Raw genomic sequence first — 16,621 nt, forward strand, 5'->3', positions numbered from 1 at the left:
GATGGAATACAGGGCAATCACGAAGATTTGCCGAAATAGCATTTGGTTGGACAAGGCGTGCCGACCAACGCGTTTTCTAGACGCCCCCGGTGCTACCGTCAGCCCATGAACCTTCGCGACCTGCAGACCCGTTTCGCGAGCACCCTCCGGGGCGGCCCGGCCGTCGAAGGCCTTGATGGGCGAGGCATGGCGGTCTACACCAACCAGTATCGGGCGCAGCTGGTCGCCTCGTTGCGCGATACCTACGCCAAGACGCGCCTGTGGCTCGGGGACGGCGTCTTCGCCGAACTGGCCGAGTCCTACGTGGCAGCCACGCCGCCAGTGTCCTGGACCCTGGACTCCTACGGCGAGAGCTACATCGCCTGGCTGGACACCCACTACCCGGCGGACCAGGAGATTGCCGAGCTGGCGTGGCTGGACTGGCACCTGCGTCGCGCGCTGTCGGGGCCGGATCCCCGGACCATCGGGCTGGATGGCCTGGTATCGGCCGACTGGGAAGCCACCGAAATCCGTTTCGTGCCGACGCTCCGCTTCCGCTGGACGCGGAGCAACGCGGCCGCCATCTGGCGGGCGCTGGCCAGCGAGTCGATGCCGCCGGCCGCAGAAATTTTCGATGTGGACGCGGGCGTGCGCGTGTGGCGCCGCGACGGCTCGCCACGCTTCACCAGCATGCTGGCACCCGAGTGCGCCTGCCTGGACCTTGCCCTGGCCGGCGCCTCGTTCGGTGAGATGTGCGAGGCACTGACCCGCCTGCACGAGCCCGATACGGCTGCCCGCCAGGCGGGCGCGCTGCTGCGCAGCTGGGTGGAGGACGGCATCGTCGAGGCCCTCACCGGCGACTAAACTGCCGGGATGACTGACGATGCCCATCTTTCGCATGGCCTTGCGGGCGATGCGTTGCCACCTGACTGGCCACCCCTGACCGACGACGAAGTGCTGGCCGTCCTCGCACGCGTGCCGATGGTCGGCGCCGTGCGCGGCATCACCTGGCGGTCGCCGCGGCCGCTGTCCGCGGCTGCGATCGTGGACTCTGCGCACGGTTCGGTCTTCGTCAAGCGCCACCATGCCAGCGTCCGCTCCGTGCAGACCCTGGGCGAAGAACACCGTTTCGCCGAACACCTTCGTGAAAGGGGCCTGCCACTACCCGCGCAGCATCCCGATGTGGATGGCCAGACGGCTATCGCGCACGGCGAGTGGGTCTACGAAGTGCACGACACGGCGCGAGGCAATGACATCTACCGAGAGGCGTTTTCGTGGTCTCCCGTGGGTGGCGTGCTGCATGCCCAGGCCGCGGGTGCAATGCTTGCGCGCTTGCATCTCGCGGCCACGGGTTATGCCGCGCCCCAGCGCGAGACGCATATCCTGGTGGCGCGCGCCGAGGTACTCAGCGCCGCCGATCCTATCGCTACCCTCGAAGGCCAGCTTGCGGAACGCCCGGCACTCGCGGCGTATCTTGGCGAGCGCGACTGGCGGGGTGAACTGCGTGCGACGCTGGCGCCGTGGCGTGCCCCTGCGCATGCTGCCATTGCCCGCCAGCCGTCCTGCTGGACGCACGGCGACTGGCACGTTTCCAACCTCTGCTGGAGCCACGACGCCGACGACGCCACCATCACCGACGTCCTCGACGTAGGCCTGAGTGCGTCGACGTTCGCGCTGTTCGACCTGGCCACGGCCATCGAGCGGAATGCCATCGCGTGGCTTGAGATCGCCAGGGGCGACATCGGCCGTGTCGACCTCGCGCAGGCGCTCGTGGCCGGATACCACGCCGTACGCCCGCTTTCGCCGGATGACCTCAGCGCGCTCGCCAGCGTGTTGCCGCTCGTCCATCTCGATTTCGCCCTGTCGGAGGTGGAGTACTTCGAGGGCATCACCCGGCGCCGCGACCATGCCGACGTGGCGTGGCACACCTTCCTCCATGGCCATGCCGCATGGTTCGGCACGCGGCCGGGACAGCGCCTGCTCGAGGCCATCCAGCACGCGCCCGGCGGATTCGTGGTTCAATAGGGGTCTTGAAGCGGGGGTGCCTGGCGTTGCCAGGCTGAGAGAGTCCCTTGGAACCTGACCCGGTTAGTACCGGCGTAGGGAGCTTGCAGAGCCACGATGGCAGCCCGGGAGGCTGCGCGTGGCCGCCGTCGCTTCGTCCGTGCCCTATGAAGACGACGATGACCCTGACCCGTACCCCGATCGCCCTTGCCGTGCTCCTTAGCGTGGCTGCCGCCGCGCATGCCACCGATGACACGCCGCCGCAGGCGCGCACGCTCCCCTCCATCGACGTGCATGCCACCACCACCGACGGCTACCGCGCCGCGGATTCACAGCTCGACACGTTTGGCAGTTTCGGTAGCGCTCCGCTGCACGACACCCCGGCGGCGATCACGGTAATCACCCGCGCCCAGATCGACGACCGCCAGCCGCGTTCGCTCAGCGAACTGGTCCGTGGGGACGCGGCGATCAACGATAACTACGCACCCGCGGGTTACTACCAGGATGTGTCCATTCGTGGTTTCCCCCTGGACCTCGCCACCGGCTTCCGCTTCAACGGCATGATCATGTCGGCCGAGCAGTTGCTGGCGCTCGAAGGCAAGGAACGCGTCGAAGTGCTGAAGGGTCTCGGTGGCCTGGAGGCGGGGGTGGTTGAGCCCGGCGGCCTCGTGAACTACGTCAGCAAGCGTCCCGCCGATGTCCACAACGTGACCGTCGGCACTGATTCCCACGGCTCGACGTACGAAGCCCTGGACCTGGGTGCCTGGTTCACACCGGGCTTCGGCCTGCGCGTGAATGCTGCCAACGAGCGCACGCACGGCGTGGTGGAGCATACGGACGCACGGCGTAGCTTTGTCTCCATCGGGGCCGACTGGAAGATCACCGACAAGGCCACGCTCCTTCTCGATACCGATTACCAGACCAGTGGCGGTAACTCGGCCTCCGGCTATCAGCTGCTCGGCGGCACCGCGATTCCGGCGCATCCCAGCCGTACGCGCCTGCTCGGCTACCAGCCCTGGCAGCGTCCCGTTGGCATCCATTCGAGCAACACCTCGCTGCGCTTCAACTATCGCTTCAGCGAGCAATGGAACGCGCAGCTGTCGGCGGGGCACAGCCACACGGTGATCGACGATAACGTCGCCTTTGCCTATGGATGCTTCTACGCCGCATCCTGCGCAAGCGGCACCACGCCCGGCTACTTCTTCGCGCCGAACGGCGACTACGATGTCTACGACTACCGCAGCCCGGACGACACGCGACAGAACGACGAGGTGCGCGCATCCCTCACCGGTACGTTCGCCACGGGGGCGATCGACCATGAACTGAACGTCGGCGCGACCGCGTTCCGCCGCACGGTGGACCAGCGTGCCTACGTGTATGACTACGTTGGCACTGCGAACATCGACGATCCGGTCGTGCCGGTCTTCCCCGGTTCGCCGAACCAGCCGGGCCCGTCCACGCGGCGACTCACCAGCTGGCAGCGCACGCTGTTCGCGATCGATCGCATCCATCTCTCCGATACGTGGCAGGTGCTTGCCGGCACCCGCCTGGTGAAGCTCAACGAGCGCGCCTACGACGACACGGGTGCGCTGGAGCGTGACACGCGCCTCACCAAGGCGCTGCCCCAGGCAGCGGTGCTCTGGCAGCCGGTCACCTCGCTGACCACCTACGTCAGCTACGGCGAGGGTCTCTCGCTCGGGCGCGAAGCACCGTACTGGACATCCAACGGCGGCACCACGCTGGCACCGCTTCATTCGCGCCAGGCCGAAGCGGGTGTGAAGTACGCGCTCAGCGACGCACTGGACCTGCAGGCGGCGGTATACCGCATTCGCCAGTCGTACCAGTTCGCCCAGCCTGATGGCACGGTCGAAGGCTTCACGTTCGTGCAGCACGGCGAAGAGGTGCACACGGGCGTCGAGCTCAACCTCGCCGGCCGTGTTACGGACAACCTGCGCCTGACGGCGAGCGCGAATGTCATTCGCGCCCGTGCGGAGAACACCGGTACGGCCTCGTATGAAGACCACCAGGTGGTCAACGTGCCGCGCTATCGCACGGCCGTGTACGCGGACTACACCTTGCCGTTTGCACCGGCCCTGGCGGTGCTCGGTGGCTGGCGCTACGCCAGCAGCAACGTCGCCACGCCCGATGGCAGCACGCGCGTACCGGCGTACCATGTCTTCGATGCGGGCCTGCGCTACGCGACCTCGCTGGGTGGCCACGCCATGACATGGCGCCTGAGCGTGGATAACGTGTTCAATCACTTCTACTGGCGCGATACCGGATCCTCAGGCGGCGATAGCTACCTGTTCCCCGGCATGCCGCGGCTGGCTCGCCTGTCGATGACCTATGAACTTTGAGCTCTCGCTGTTTGAACTGGCCGCCGCGCTGGTCAGCGCGGCGGGTGTCTGGCTCACCGCCCGGCGCAGCCCGTGGTGCTGGCCCGTCGGGCTGGTATCGGTCATCGCGTACGCGTGGGTCTTCGTCGATGCGAAGCTTTATTCGGATACCTTGCTGCAGGTGATCTTCGCGCTGTTGATCGTCTATGGCTGGCAGCGCTGGACGCGCAACCTCGATGAAAGCGGCCACGTGCGCGTGGCCTCGCTCGATACGCGTAGCGCCACGCTGCATCTCGCCGTCGGCACGGCCGCCGCGCTCGCCCTCGGCTACGCCATGCACCGCTGGACGGATGCGTCGCTACCCTGGCTTGATGCGGCACTCACGGCCTTCAGCCTCGTCGCCCAGTGGTGGCAGGCGCGTCGCCATGCCGCCGCGTGGTGGCTGTGGATCGCCGTCGACGTGATCTATGTCGGCGAGTATGTCTACAAAGCACTGCCGGTCACGGCCGTGCTGTATGCAGGCTTTGTCGTTCTGGCCGCCATGGGCTGGCGCGCGTGGAACCGTGAGCGTGACGTCGCCGTCGCGGGATAACGAGCGCGGCCATCGAATCCGCTAGCAAACGGCTGGATGGCGAGCCCTGAGGCCCGCCATCCCTTTGTTGCCTTAGCTCTGCGGCGGCAGCAGCGGGACGCACTCGGCGCCGTTGCATTCGATGTGCAGCTTCTGCGGGCGGCCATCGCACTGGGTGAAGAAGACGGCGTGCTGGCCGTCGACTTCCAGCACCTTGATGAAGCGATCGCACTGCTGGATCGCCGCGACATTCTGGGCGGCGTTGAACATCGACTGGCCGACGCGCGGATCCAGGCTGGCCGGGCCGCCCGGCTCCATCGCCGTGGCGATCTGCGCTTCGTGCGGCTGCGGTGCGTTCGCGTCGGGCTGGGCGTCGGCCGCCGGCTTCGTGTCCACGGCCTGCGCGGCTGCGACAGGCGAGCCCGGCAGCGTGGCGGCCGAGGCGACACCGCCGGCGTCCGTGCCCAGCACCTGCAGCTGCTTCGAGTAGTGATGCGCGGCGCCGTTCGAGAAGTCGATGACGATGCCGATCAGGCCGCCGAACAGGATGTTGCCCCAGACCATGCCGCGGATGGAGGCCGGGTAGACCTGCTGCGCAATGGTCGAGCCATTCTTGGTGCAGTTGACCGAGAGCGGGGTCGACGAACGATGCACCTTCGCCGTGCCCGGCGTCTGCACGTTCACCGTACCGTAGTCATTGGTCAACGCGCATGCGGCGCCGGTGATCGGCACGCCGGACGAGGTCTGGCTGTGCACGTCAACCTTCTGGTAGCGCCCACCGGTGATCGAGGCACACGCGGTGATGCTGGCCACGCACGCGACAACCATGCCGTGCTTCCATAAACGATTCATTGCGGTTCCCTCTGAAAATGAGCGCATGCGACCGTGCCGGCGCGAGGCGCAGCCGGAAGCAGGCGACATGGAAGCGTGGTTGGCGGCCCGCGCACCCCCTCAGGCACGTGGCGCCGGCTGGGACCTGCCTCCCCTGAAGGTCCCGCGGGCAGAGTTTGAGATATTTCGTAGGTCCTTGCCAGAGCCCCCACCCATCCGGCCGATGGTCTTCTCGACGGCCCGCCCTAGAATCGGGCGGACATCCACGGAACAGGCGTCGCCCATGTCTCGGATCCTGTGGTTCCTGGCCTCGCTGGGCCTTGTCGCCGCCGCCACCGCTGCCGAAACCCCCCGGCTTCCCGCGTTCGAAGCGCAGGGCACGCTCGCAAGTGAGGGCCTCCAGAGCACCTGGCATGAAGCCGTCGACCCATCGTCGGGCGCGTGGCGGGTAGACGTCACCCACCCGGTGCGGTCCTACGCCGATGGCGCGGACGGCGCGGGGCGCTGGCACCAGGATGTCTCCGGGGGCGTCCATCCGATGGATTCCGAGGAGGCGAAGGCCGTGGCGGCCACGGAGGCCTGGCTGTCCCGCTTCGGCTGGATGGACGACGACGGCGCCAGCCTGGGGCCATCCGCTGTCACCCGGGAGCGTGGCATGGACCTCAGGCGTACCGTCGCCACACCGCCCGGCGGCCGCGCGGTCACGCTCTGGTTCGACCAGACCACCGGCCACCTGGCGCGGGCGAGCTGGCGTTCGTCGTTCCTGACGATAACCCGTGACTACACCGACTACCGCGATACCGGGGGACGCGCCCTGCCGTACCGCATGGAAAGCATCGCCCGGACCGACAGCGGCACCGAGGACAGCCGCGAAACGGTAAGCGTCACCCGCTACGTCGCGTCGTCCCCGCAGGCCATCGCCAGGGCGGTTGCCCGCCCACCCGCGTTGCCCGGCGACGTTTCCCTCCGGGGCGGGGCGACGCAGGCCAGCACGCCCATGACGCTGGAGGGTGGCGCTCTGCTCGTGCAGGCGTCGATCAACGGCTCGAAGCCGATGCCCTTTATCCTGGATACCGGAGGCCACGCCATCCTCACCGAAACCGCGGCCAGGGCGCTTGGCGTGCAGGGGCAGGGCAAAGGCGTCAGCACCGGCTCGGGGCCGGGATCGATGTCGGTCGCGTACGCCCGCGTGGACACGCTCTCACTGGGCGAGGCGGACATCCACCACCAGACCTTCCTGGTCATGCCCTTCGGCTTTGGCTTCTCCGACCGTGGCGAGCGCGAGCCCATCGCAGGCATCCTCGGACTGGAAGTGTTCGAGCGGTTCGCGACGACATTGGACTATGACCACGCAGAACTCCGCCTCGCCCCGTTCGACCTCGCGCCCGTCGCACCGGGTGCCGGCGAAAACGTGCCGCTGCGTTTTACCTTCGACATGCCGCTCATCGATGGTGCGCTGGATGGCAAGCCCGGCGTGTTCGGTATCGATACCGGCAACAGCGGCTACCTGCTGGTATTCCCGCAGTGGGCGGAACGCAGCGGACTCGCCGACCGTTACCGCAAAGGCTATGCGATTACGGACGGCGGTGGCGTGGGTGGTGCATTCGTGTCGCGTGTCTCACGCATCCAGCAGCTCGACATGGGGCCGGTGACGGTTCGCGGGCACGTCGCCCAACTCACCGCGCCCGACGCGGCGGCCACCGCCAACGTCTCCGAAGCAGGCAACATTGGGCAGGACGTGCTTTCCCACTTCCTCGTCCACATGGATTACCGGCGCGGCACGATGTCCCTCGCCCCGCGCAACCCGGTATCCATCGTCCAGGCGACGGACTCAGGCCTGCGCGCGGCCCGCAAACCAGGATCGCTGGACCGGTTCACCGTCGCAGCGGTCATCGCGGGAAGCCCGGCGTGGAAGGCCGGCATTCGCGCGGGTGATGCGATCCTCGCCGTGGATGGCGTGCCCGCGGCGACGCTGGGTAACTGGGGACTGCGTGACCGGTTTGCGCGTGCGAAGGAAGGTGACCACGTCTCCCTCGCGCTGGCGAACGGGCACAAGGTGACGCTCACGCTGGGTGACTTCGCGCCACGTTGATGCGTCGCGTTTTTCAGAATCCTTCCATAGGCAAGCGGCGGGCCGACACCGCATCATGCGCGGGTCGTCGCAGCCCGGCTCAGGTCATCCACGGATAGGGGTGTGCCGCCGGTGCCTGGAACGGCAGCGGTCGGGGCGTGGGACGCGTCCCGGCCGCTCTAGTTCGACGGCTGCGCGGACGCGCCCCAGTCGTCCGGCCCGAACTGCAGGTGCAACACCGTGCGGTTGTCGTCTTCCAGCGGCGGGTTGTACGGCAACGTGGTGCAGCCGCCCGCGACCTGGCGTTTCGCGGCAAGCGACATGGTCTTCGTCGTATCGGCGCCATAGGCCGGCATGCCCGATTTCGTCGACTTGAGCAGCACGCGGTAGCCATCCGAACTGACGCCTTCGGGCATATCGGAAGGCGGTGACTGGCCCGCCGCGAGCGTCGCTACATCCATTTTTCGCCCACAGCTGCCGGCACTGACGATGTCGATCCCGTCGAGCAGGCTGGTGATGAAACGGTCCGCATTTTCCGCCAGCGAATCCACGGCTTCCACGGTGGTGCTCAGGCGTACTTTTACGTAGTACATCTTGCGGTAGAAGAGGTACGTCCGCGAGGTGAGCATGTCGCGCTGCGCGTCGAACACGATGGGCAGGAAGCGGCCCTCCTGCCGGCGGCCGCCCGCGAGCTTTGCCGTATACGGCGCCTCGTCCCCCCACCACACGTTGCGGTAGATCTCCTGGCGCTCGGCGTAGGCCACCGACTCGCGGAAATCCTGCACCGCCCGCGCCAGCATCTTCGCCTCGTCGCCCTGGCCCGCCGGGTAGATGAAGACGTCTGCGATCACCCACTCGGCGTGGTCGATGCCGTAGCGCAGGGACACGCCCGCGGCGATGTCGCCTTCGTCGGCATAGTTCTTCACCGCATCGAGGGTCGCATCGGCCAGCCGTTTCGGCGCGATGATCCAGGTATCGTCGATCACGCCACGGTGGGCCGTCGCATCGACGGGGGCCAACGGCGGTGCGGTCGGCGCCCCTTGCGCGTGCAACGGCATGCCGGCCAGGCCAAGGGCCAGCGCCACGGGTATCACACTCCACCGCCACATCGTCACAACAACCCCTGCAAACTTGAACGCGAACCCCGTGTGCGCACTATAGCCGTCCATATGCCTCATGGGGAGCGGCTACCCGCACGCAAACGTCGCCGCAGGAAGGCGAGGGTCAGCGTTTCCAATTTTCGCGGGTAGCGTCGCGAGGTTTCGGGTATCCGCCGTTGCAGGTCGCCGTCGGTCCAGCCGGTAAAAATCTCCGGGTGGATATACGACGCGCGGCAGACGGCCGGTGTGTTGCCCAGTACGGCGGCGACGTCCTTCACCGCCTGTGCGAGGGCCGCCTTCACGGCCCGCTCACCGCCTTCTTCCGGTAGCGCCGTGGCAGCGAGGACGGCCGCCGCCTGCACCGTGCCGCCCCAGGTGCGGAAGTCCTTCGCGGTGAACTCGCCGCCGGTCACCTCGCGCAGGTAATCGTTGACCATCCCGGAATCCACCGGCTGCCGCTGGCCGTCGTCGTCCACATACTGGAACAGCCGCTGGCCCGGCAATTCCTGCACGCGGCGGACGGCCTTCACCAGGCGGCGGTCGTCGAGGATGATGTCGTGCGACTGGCCACTCTTGCCGCGGAAGTGGAACTCGATGCGTCCCCGTCGCATGGCCACGTGGCGCGAACGTAGCGTGGTGAGCCCGAACGAGTTGTTCTCGCGCGCGTAGCTGTCGTTGCCGACGCGGATCATGGTTTCCTCAAGCAGGCTGACGACGAGCGCGAGCACCTTTTCACGCGGAAGCCCCGGCAGCGCGAGGTCTTTGCGCAGCCGCCGGCGCAACGCGGGCAGGGCGGCGCCGAACTCGAGAATCCGGGTGAACTTGCCGCGGTCGCGCTCGCTGCGCCACTTCGCGTGGTAGCGATACTGCTTGCGGGCGCGCGCGTCGCGGCCGGTGGCCTGCAGGTGCCCGCGAGGGTTCGGGCAGATCCACACGCGCTCGTACGCGGGCGGGATGGCCAGCGCGCGAATCCGTGCCAGCACGTCCTCATCAGTGATCCGTTTGCCGTCCACGCCGGTGTAGGTGAACTGCTTGCCCCGCTTGCAGCGGGTGATGCCCTGGTCGGTGTCGCAGACGTAAACCAGACCCGCCGCTTTCGCGTGGGCCCGTTCATCGGCGACAACGACAAGGGCGTCGGCGGGCGGGTTCCTGGACATGGCCGGCAGTGTGTGCCGGCCCGCGATCAAGGCACGGTGAACGCCTCGTCAGCCTACCCGGCAGTACACGGCCTTGAGGTAGCGGTTCTCCGGCACGTTGCTGGCCACCGGATGGTCCGCGCCGGCACCGTCGACGTGAAGCACCTGGATGTCGCGGCCGGCGTTGAGTGCGACACGGCGGATCATTTCCAGGAAATCGTCCTCGCCCACCAGGCCCGTGCAGGAGCAGGTGAGCAGGATGCCGCCGGGCGCGACCACGTCGAGCGCGGTGCGGTTCATGGCGAAGTATTTCTTCAGCGCGTTCACGACCTGGTTGCGGTCGCGGGTGAGCTTGGGCGGGTCGAGCACCACCGCGTCCCAGGTCTCGCCGCGGGCGATGGCCGCGCGCAGCCATTCGAAGACGTCGCCCTGCTCGAAGCGTGCTTCCACGCCGTTGAGTCGCGCGTTTTCGCGCGCCACCTCAAGGATGGCGGCATCGGCGTCTACGCCGGTGGCTTCGAGCGCGCCGGCTTTCATCGCGTGCACGGCGAAGCCGCCCGCGTTGCAGCACAGGTCGAGCACGCGGCGGCCGCGGGCCAGGCCGGCAAAACGCAGGCGGTTGTCACGCTGGTCGGCGAAGAAGCCGGTCTTGTGGCCCAGGCCCGGTGCGGCATGGAAGGCGAGGCCGTGCTCATGCACGTCCACCGCCGACGGCGCGTCGTTCGAGCGCACGTCGAAGGATTCCTGGCGCTGCACGTGCTGTTCGGCGAACCAGTACAGCGAGGCGCCCGGGAAGTGCTTGAGCAGCTCGGCGTGGATGGTGTCGCGGAAACGCCACATGCCGGCGGCGAAGTACTCGACGACCAGGTGGTTGGCGTAACGGTCGACGACGAGGCCGGAGAGCCCGTCGCCTTCGCTGTGGACCACGCGCCAGGCGTCACTCACGTCGTCCAGGCGCAGCAGGTCGCGACGCAGCGCCACGGCCCGGGCCAGGCGCGCGGCGATCCACGCATCGTCGACGGCCTCGTCGGGCGAGGTGGTCAGCAGGCGCAGGGCGACGCGGGCGTGCCCGTTCCAGAAGCCGCGGCCGACGAAGCGGCCCTTCGCGTCCATCACGTCGACCACGCTGCCGGGCGGGATGCGCTCGGCGGGCTTGACGATCTGGGCGGACCACACCCACGGATGGCCGGGGACGCGGTCGGACTTGAGCTGGATCTGGGGCAGTGCGCTGGTATTCATCGGTGAATGATACCGGCCCTTAGCGCCCGAAGCGCAGGATCAGCCAGGAAACCACCGCCAGCAGGTTGATGCCGACATGCGCGGCGGAGGGCCCGCCGAGGGTAAACAGCCAGCCGTGCTCGGCGATCGCCCAGTCAAAACCGAGGCGCGGCGAGCGCTGGATGGTCATGGAGAGGTTGGCGAAGGCGCCCGCGGAGAGGGCGTAGCTGAAGAACGACGTGGCGAGGAGCGGGGCCTGCAGGAACTGCGCCCAGATCGACATCTGGGTGCCACGGCCGTCGTTGCTGGCCAGCAGGATGCCGGCCACGAGGATAAACCCGAACAGCAGTACGCCAAGCACGGTGGCCACCGCGTCCAGGCCGCTCATGCGCGAACCGAGCAGGTGGTCGACCTGGCGCACCAGGCCATACAGGCCGCCGGCGATCTCGAACACGGCGATGACGCGGGTGAAGAACGAATGCATGCGAACTCCCTGGTAACGGACGGCGCATTATGGCCGCCCGCGATCATCCCTGGCCGAATGGCCGTTCAGAGAGCGTCGGCGGCCTCGTGCAGGTCGGCGATGTGCTGCTCCCACCAGCGGGCCTCGGCGGCGAACGGGAATGCGGCGGGGAACGCCGGATCGTGCCAGCGCTCGGCGATCCAGCCGGCGTAGTGCACCTGGCGCATGGCTCGCAGCGCCGGCACCAGCGCGAGTTCGGTGGGGTCGAAGTCGCGGAACTGGCCGTAGCCTTCGAGCAGGGCGTCAAACATGGCGTCGTCGGAGGCCAGCATCCACAGGTCCTGCACCGCGGGGCCCATGCGGGCGTCGTCCAGGTCGACGAAATGCGGGCCCGCATCCGTCCACAGCACGTTGCCCGGGTGGCAATCGCCGTGCAGCCGCAGGCGTCGCACCGGGCCCACCGCTTCAAAACGCTGGGAGACGGCGTCGTCCACGCGCATCACCGCCGCGCGGTAGGCGTCGAACAGGTGGGCGGGCAACAGGTCCGAGCCGAGCGCGGCGCGCGCCGGGCCATCGATCATCGTGGCGCGATCGAGCGTGGTGCGGTGATGGAACGGCTCGCGGGTGCCGACCGAATGCATGCGTGCCAGCAGGCGGCCCAGCCATTCCAGCTGGTCGGCGGTTTCGAGCGACGGCGCGCGGCCGCCGCGGCGCGGATAGAGCGAGTAACGGAATCCTTCGTGGCGCAGCATCGTCCGCCCATGGAACACCAGCGGCGCCACCAGGGGGATTTCCGCCGCCGCCAGTTCCAGCGCGAACGCGTGTTCCTCGCCAATGGCGGCATCGCTCCAGCGGCCAGGGCGATAAAACTTCGCCACGACGAAGCCACCCTCTTCCAGGCCCACCTGGAACACACGGTTCTCGTAGCTGTTCAGCGTGAGCAGGCGGCCGTCGCTCCATGAGCCGGCGGCGTCGACCGCGGCGAGGACGACGTCCGGCGACAGCGCGGCGTACGGTGCGGCGTCGCTCACGTGCGCAGGTTACCCGGGGCACCGCCCGGCGACGGGATCACGGCCATGGTCAGGCGCGAGAGGCAGACGAGCTTGCCGCTTTCTTCTTCGATGCGGATTTCCCAGACCTGCGTGGTGCGGCCCAGGTGGACGGCTTTCGCCGTACCCGTCACCACGCCACCGCGCACGCCACGGATATGGTTGGCGTTGATATCGAGGCCGACCGCAATTTCTTTTTCCACGTTCAGCGTGAGCAGGGCGGCGGAGCTGCCGAGGGTCTCCGCCAGCACCACGGAGGCGCCGCCGTGCAGCAGGCCAAAGGGCTGCTGGGTGCGATGGTCGACCGGCATGGTGCCGCGCAGCCAGTCGTCGCCGAACGCCGTGAAGCGGATGTCCAGCGTTTCCATCATTGTGTTGCGACTCCAGCCGTTGATGCGGTCCAGGTCGAGCGGCTGCTTCCAGATGGCCATGATCGGCGTCATCCCGTGGGAAAGCGCCCATTGTCCTACAATGCGCCGGTGCCTACCGTAACCCTGATCGCCTCCGGCAAGCGCTTTGACGCCGCCGCCGACGAAACCGTCCTCGAAGCCGCCCAGCGCGCGGGGATCGCTCTCCCGTACTCGTGCCGCGGCGGTGTCTGCGGCAGCTGCCAGGCCACGCTGGTCGAAGGTGACTGCCGGTATCCGTATAACCCGCCCGTTGGCCTTTCGGCCTCGGCGCGGGCCCACCACGGCATCCTGCTCTGCCAGGCCGTGCCTTGTGGCGACATCGCCATCCAGGCCCGCGAGATTGCCTCGGTGGAGGACATCCCCCACCGCCGGGTCGAGACCGAAGTGGCCGAGCGGCGGATGCTGGCGCCGGATGTCGTCGGCCTGTGGCTGCGGCCCGTGGATGGCGAGCCGCTGCGCTGGCTGCCCGGTCAGTACCTTGATGTCGTGCTTGCCGACGGCAAACACCGCCCGTTCTCCATCGCCAGCGGCCCGCGGCCGGACGGCCTGGTGGAACTGCACGTGCGCCACGTGCCGGGTGGCGGCTTCACCTCGTGGGTGTACGACTCACTGAAGGTAGGCGACCGCCTGACGATTGAAGCGCCGCTGGGCACGTTCGTGCCACGCGAGGATTCCGAGCGGCCCATGCTGTTCATGGCCGGCGGCACGGGCTTCGCGCCGGTGAAGGCCGTGGTCGAGCATTTCATCGCCCTGGGCAGCCGGCGGCCGATGCATCTGTACTGGGGCGTGCGCACCACCGAGGACCTGTACCTGGCCGACCTGGCCCGGGGCTGGGCGGCGAAGGTCCCGACCATCACCTTCACGCCGGTGTTGTCGGACCCCGATGCGGCACGCGAGGCCGGGCTGCGCGAGGGCCTGGTGCATGAGGCCCTGCTGGCCGACCACCCCGACCTGTCGGGGTTTGACCTGTATATGAGTGGGCCGCCGGGCATGGTCGCCGCGGGCCGCGACCTGTTCTTCGACGCGAAGCTGCCGGAAGACCGGTTGTTCTACGACTCGTTCGACGTGGCGCCGGATGTCCTGGCGGCCATCTTGCGTGGCCGCGCAGGCATCCACGGCCTGTAAGGGCTTACTTCTTGCCCTTGGCCGTCGGCAGCTGGGCGTTCTGCCAGGCGTAGGTGCCACCGTCGAGCACGAACACCTTGGTGAAGCCGGCCTTGATCAGCCGGCTGGCCGGCTTGGACAGCGTGCGGCCGTCCTTGTCGATCAGCACCACCGGCAGGTCTTTCGCCTTCGCCAGGTCCTTGTGTTCCGGGTCGAACTGGCTCATGGCCACGTTGCGCGCGCCAGGGACATGGGCCTTCTCGAAATCCGCGCTGGCCGACAGGTCGATCATCAGCGGGCTGTCGCGGTTGATCAGCTGGGTGAGCCCGGCCGGGGTCAGGCCCTTCCACTTGCGGAAAAGGGTAGCGACCTCGGTGCCGGCCAGGGCCAGCAGGATCGCCACGAACAGGCCGACCAGGGCGAGGTGGTTGCTCGCGAACTCGGGCAATTTATGGAGTACGTCGTTCATCGGCCTTGCTCGTCGCGTGGGTTAACCCGCGATTATATAAGGATCAGTGCGGCGAGAAGTCAGGCAGGCCGGTCATCAGGAGCCAGTGGTTCTTCTCTTTGTCGTAATGCCAGCGCTGGTGGTCGACAAAGCCGCGTTCGGCCTGGGTATTGATGTTCACGACGTTGATCTGGACGGTCTGCACCACGTCGTCATCGCCGTCCGGGCGGGGGCCGCCGCCTTCGTCATACCCGGTGACCCGGAGCTGGCCCAGCCGGCTGCGCTCGACCAGGGTGGTCGGGTGGTCCTTGGCGTAATCCTTGTCCACGAAGGACTGGGCCACGTCGTAGTCGCCCCAGCGGATGGCCGAGGCGTACTGGTTGAGCGTGCGCTGGAGCGAATCGTTGCGAATGTCGGTGGCGCAGCCGGTCAGGGCGGTGGCACAGGCGATCGCAAGGGCGAGCGGGGCAAAACGGCGCATGGCAGTTTCCAACGTGGCGTCGGAGCGCATTATGCCCGGCGTTTGGCCACGAAGCGCGCCGACAGCGTGGCCGCCGGCTTGTCGCCCGTGCCCGGCACGATGCAGGCCAGGTCCGCGCGGGCACGGCCACGCGCTTTCAGGGTCCGGAAGAAGGTTTTCCAGCTTCCGCCCTCGGCCAGGGTGGATTCCGCACGCAGGTCGTCCCATACCGGGTCGAGGTAGCGGATGGACGAATCGGCGACGAACAGGTCGCAGTCATCGCCGCGGCTGCGCAGGTTGGCCTCGACCAGCGCCCAGCAGGCCAGGGTCATCAGGCTGGCCAGGCTGCCGCCAAAGGCACAGCCCTTGTCATTGATGTTGGGCTGCAGCGGGGCCGTCATCACCAGGCGCTCACCGTCGCAGCCGGGAATGTGGATGCCCATGGCACGAGCGAGCGGGATGCTGTCGAGGATGAAACCCTCGAGACTGGCGAATGTGGGGTCAGGCGTGGTCATAAGTGCGGAAGTCTACGGAACGGACGTGTCCGTTCGCATCCGTACGGCAACACCCCAACCTTCGGCATTGGTCGCGGACGCCGCAGGTTCCTATGCTCGAGCGTCTACCGCGTCGATGCCTCCGCAGGAAGCCCAGTGAGTCGTTCGCAACCGCTACGCAACGTTACCGTCGTTATCACTCGCCCTGCCGGCACCGCCGGCCCGCTGGCACGCCGCGTCCGCAAGCTGGGCGGCATACCGCTCAGCGTGCCGGGTCTCTCGCTTCGTGCTACCGAAGACGCCAGCGCCGTGGACGCCTCGCTGCGCCGCGCGCTGGAGGGTGACGTACTGATTTTCACCAGCCCGGCCGCCGTGCGTTTCGCCGCCGACGTGTTGCCGCTGGCCACCCGCGCCGCCGTGATTGCCACCGGCCGTGGCACCGCGCGCGCCTTGCGCACGGCCAATGTCGCCAATGTCCTGTTTCCCGAAATATCTCAGGACAGCGAAGGCGTGCTGGCGCTGCCCGAGCTCGCCGACGTGAACGGCCTGCGCGTCGCGCTGATCGGCGCGCCGGGCGGCCGCGGCCTCCTGCGCGAGGCCTTGCTGGCGCGCGGTGCGGTGCTCGACGAGGTCCATGTGTACCACCGGGTGGCCCCGCGGATAGACCGCCGCCACATCGACCCGCTGCTCAAGCTCACCCGGCGCTCCGCCGTGCTGCTGTCCAGCGCGGAAGCGCTCGACCACCTGCACCGGGCCCTGATCGCGCCGGCCTGGCGCCGGCTGGTCCAGGCGGTGGCCGTGGTGAGCAGCGAACGCCTGCGGGTGGTGGCCCTCGGCATGGGCTTCGAGCGCGTGGTCGTGGCCCGTTCCGCCCTGCCGGCGGACCTGCTGGCCACGGCGGCCGAGGTGTCGTTCACCCGCGGTTGAACTTTGTCATCCGTGCGTTG

Annotated in this window: 17 protein-coding genes and 1 riboswitch; of the genes, 7 read left to right on the forward strand and 10 right to left on the reverse strand. The window is 68.0% G+C overall.

Going from position 1 to position 16,621, the window contains the following annotated elements:
• Positions 1–105: 105 nt before the first annotated feature.
• From FIV34_RS02555 to pnuC, 4 genes are all read left to right on the forward strand, one after another.
• Complete coding sequence (locus FIV34_RS02555; RefSeq protein ID WP_139979370.1) at positions 106–843, forward strand: HvfC/BufC N-terminal domain-containing protein; 738 nt, start codon at positions 106–108, stop codon at positions 841–843.
• A gap of 9 nt (positions 844–852) precedes the next feature.
• Positions 853–2,004, forward strand: coding sequence for a phosphotransferase enzyme family protein (locus FIV34_RS02560; protein ID WP_139979373.1), 1,152 nt, complete (start codon positions 853–855; stop codon positions 2,002–2,004).
• A 2-nt stretch (positions 2,005–2,006) separates the two neighbouring features.
• Positions 2,007–2,102, forward strand: a riboswitch (TPP riboswitch).
• A gap of 60 nt (positions 2,103–2,162) precedes the next feature.
• Positions 2,163–4,340 (forward strand): TonB-dependent siderophore receptor, encoded by a 2,178-nt coding sequence (locus FIV34_RS02565; protein WP_139979375.1) that lies wholly within the window; start codon positions 2,163–2,165, stop codon positions 4,338–4,340.
• Complete coding sequence (gene pnuC / locus FIV34_RS02570) at positions 4,330–4,911, forward strand: nicotinamide riboside transporter PnuC (RefSeq protein WP_139979377.1); 582 nt, start codon at positions 4,330–4,332, stop codon at positions 4,909–4,911. The genes FIV34_RS02565 and pnuC overlap by 11 nt, the downstream gene beginning before the upstream one ends.
• A 72-nt stretch (positions 4,912–4,983) precedes the next feature.
• On the opposite strand, the gene FIV34_RS02575 is transcribed toward pnuC, so the two are convergent.
• Entirely contained in the window at positions 4,984–5,742 is a 759-nt protein-coding gene (locus FIV34_RS02575; protein ID WP_139979379.1) for a hypothetical protein, read from the reverse strand.
• Positions 5,743–6,004: 262 nt separating this feature from the next.
• On the opposite strand from FIV34_RS02575, the gene FIV34_RS02580 reads away from it, so the two are divergent.
• Entirely contained in the window at positions 6,005–7,813 is a 1,809-nt protein-coding gene (locus FIV34_RS02580) for an aspartyl protease family protein (RefSeq protein ID WP_170207496.1), read from the forward strand.
• A 158-nt stretch (positions 7,814–7,971) separates the two neighbouring features.
• Here the strand turns inward: FIV34_RS02580 and FIV34_RS02585 are convergent, their stop codons facing one another.
• The 6 genes from FIV34_RS02585 to FIV34_RS02610 all read right to left on the reverse strand — a co-directional run bounded on the left by FIV34_RS02585 (position 7,972) and on the right by FIV34_RS02610 (position 13,189).
• Positions 7,972–8,877 carry a hypothetical protein gene (locus tag FIV34_RS02585; RefSeq protein WP_139979383.1) on the reverse strand — a complete coding sequence of 302 codons (906 nt, stop codon included), beginning with the start codon at positions 8,875–8,877 and terminating at the stop codon, positions 7,972–7,974.
• A gap of 89 nt (positions 8,878–8,966) precedes the next feature.
• Positions 8,967–10,049, reverse strand: a complete 1,083-nt coding sequence (locus FIV34_RS02590; RefSeq protein WP_139979385.1) for a DNA topoisomerase IB — start codon at positions 10,047–10,049, stop codon at positions 8,967–8,969.
• A 48-nt stretch (positions 10,050–10,097) separates the two neighbouring features.
• Positions 10,098–11,267: a class I SAM-dependent rRNA methyltransferase gene (locus FIV34_RS02595; RefSeq protein WP_139979388.1), complete on the reverse strand. Its 1,170-nt coding sequence runs from the start codon at positions 11,265–11,267 to the stop codon at positions 10,098–10,100.
• Positions 11,268–11,286: 19 nt separating this feature from the next.
• The gene (locus tag FIV34_RS02600) at positions 11,287–11,730 is read right to left on the reverse strand and encodes a hypothetical protein (protein WP_139979390.1); all 444 of its coding nucleotides are present in this window, start codon (positions 11,728–11,730) and stop codon (positions 11,287–11,289) included.
• A gap of 65 nt (positions 11,731–11,795) precedes the next feature.
• A complete protein-coding gene (locus FIV34_RS02605; protein WP_139979392.1) occupies positions 11,796–12,740 on the reverse strand; it encodes a serine/threonine protein kinase in 945 nt (314 codons plus the stop codon).
• Entirely contained in the window at positions 12,737–13,189 is a 453-nt protein-coding gene (locus tag FIV34_RS02610; RefSeq protein ID WP_139979394.1) for a hotdog fold thioesterase, read from the reverse strand. The genes FIV34_RS02605 and FIV34_RS02610 overlap by 4 nt, the downstream gene beginning before the upstream one ends.
• 48 nt (positions 13,190–13,237) lie before the next feature.
• Between FIV34_RS02610 and FIV34_RS02615 the strand changes: the two genes are divergently transcribed.
• On the forward strand, positions 13,238–14,293 hold the full coding sequence (locus FIV34_RS02615) for a 2Fe-2S iron-sulfur cluster-binding protein (RefSeq protein WP_139979396.1): 1,056 nt from the start codon (positions 13,238–13,240) through the stop codon (positions 14,291–14,293).
• Between the two features lie 4 nt (positions 14,294–14,297).
• On the opposite strand, the gene FIV34_RS02620 is transcribed toward FIV34_RS02615, so the two are convergent.
• Genes FIV34_RS02620 through FIV34_RS02630 form a run of 3 tightly spaced genes read right to left on the reverse strand, consistent with a single transcriptional unit; the run spans position 14,298 to position 15,695 of the window.
• Entirely contained in the window at positions 14,298–14,741 is a 444-nt protein-coding gene (locus tag FIV34_RS02620; protein ID WP_139979398.1) for a rhodanese-like domain-containing protein, read from the reverse strand.
• Positions 14,742–14,784: 43 nt separating this feature from the next.
• Entirely contained in the window at positions 14,785–15,201 is a 417-nt protein-coding gene (locus FIV34_RS02625) for a hypothetical protein (RefSeq protein WP_139979400.1), read from the reverse strand.
• Between the two features lie 29 nt (positions 15,202–15,230).
• Positions 15,231–15,695, reverse strand: a complete 465-nt coding sequence (locus FIV34_RS02630; RefSeq protein ID WP_139979402.1) for a YiiD C-terminal domain-containing protein — start codon at positions 15,693–15,695, stop codon at positions 15,231–15,233.
• 135 nt (positions 15,696–15,830) lie between these two features.
• Between FIV34_RS02630 and FIV34_RS02635 the strand changes: the two genes are divergently transcribed.
• A complete protein-coding gene (locus tag FIV34_RS02635; protein WP_139979404.1) occupies positions 15,831–16,601 on the forward strand; it encodes a uroporphyrinogen-III synthase in 771 nt (256 codons plus the stop codon).
• The last annotated feature ends 20 nt before the right edge of the window (positions 16,602–16,621 follow it).

Origin of the sequence: Luteibacter pinisoli, from assembly GCF_006385595.1 — a bacterium.
In the GTDB taxonomy this organism is placed as follows: domain Bacteria; phylum Pseudomonadota; class Gammaproteobacteria; order Xanthomonadales; family Rhodanobacteraceae; genus Luteibacter; species Luteibacter pinisoli.

Excerpts from the sequence above, each read along its gene's own strand:
- FIV34_RS02595 (WP_139979388.1), bottom strand. The coding sequence starts at position 11,267 with ATGAATACCAGCGCACTGCCCCAGATCCAGCTCAAGTCCGACCGCGTC.
- FIV34_RS02630 (WP_139979402.1), bottom strand. The coding sequence starts at position 15,695 with ATGACCACGCCTGACCCCACATTCGCCAGTCTCGAGGGTTTCATCCTC.
- FIV34_RS02575 (WP_139979379.1), bottom strand. The coding sequence starts at position 5,742 with ATGAATCGTTTATGGAAGCACGGCATGGTTGTCGCGTGCGTGGCCAGC.
- FIV34_RS02620 (WP_139979398.1), bottom strand. The coding sequence starts at position 14,741 with ATGAACGACGTACTCCATAAATTGCCCGAGTTCGCGAGCAACCACCTC.
- FIV34_RS02600 (WP_139979390.1), bottom strand. The coding sequence starts at position 11,730 with ATGCATTCGTTCTTCACCCGCGTCATCGCCGTGTTCGAGATCGCCGGC.
- pnuC (WP_139979377.1), top strand. The coding sequence starts at position 4,330 with ATGAACTTTGAGCTCTCGCTGTTTGAACTGGCCGCCGCGCTGGTCAGC.
- FIV34_RS02555 (WP_139979370.1), top strand. The coding sequence starts at position 106 with ATGAACCTTCGCGACCTGCAGACCCGTTTCGCGAGCACCCTCCGGGGC.
- FIV34_RS02560 (WP_139979373.1), top strand. The coding sequence starts at position 853 with ATGACTGACGATGCCCATCTTTCGCATGGCCTTGCGGGCGATGCGTTG.
- FIV34_RS02610 (WP_139979394.1), bottom strand. The coding sequence starts at position 13,189 with ATGGCCATCTGGAAGCAGCCGCTCGACCTGGACCGCATCAACGGCTGG.
- FIV34_RS02565 (WP_139979375.1), top strand. The coding sequence starts at position 2,163 with ATGACCCTGACCCGTACCCCGATCGCCCTTGCCGTGCTCCTTAGCGTG.
- FIV34_RS02590 (WP_139979385.1), bottom strand. The coding sequence starts at position 10,049 with ATGTCCAGGAACCCGCCCGCCGACGCCCTTGTCGTTGTCGCCGATGAA.
- FIV34_RS02625 (WP_139979400.1), bottom strand. The coding sequence starts at position 15,201 with ATGCGCCGTTTTGCCCCGCTCGCCCTTGCGATCGCCTGTGCCACCGCC.
- FIV34_RS02580 (WP_170207496.1), top strand. The coding sequence starts at position 6,005 with ATGTCTCGGATCCTGTGGTTCCTGGCCTCGCTGGGCCTTGTCGCCGCC.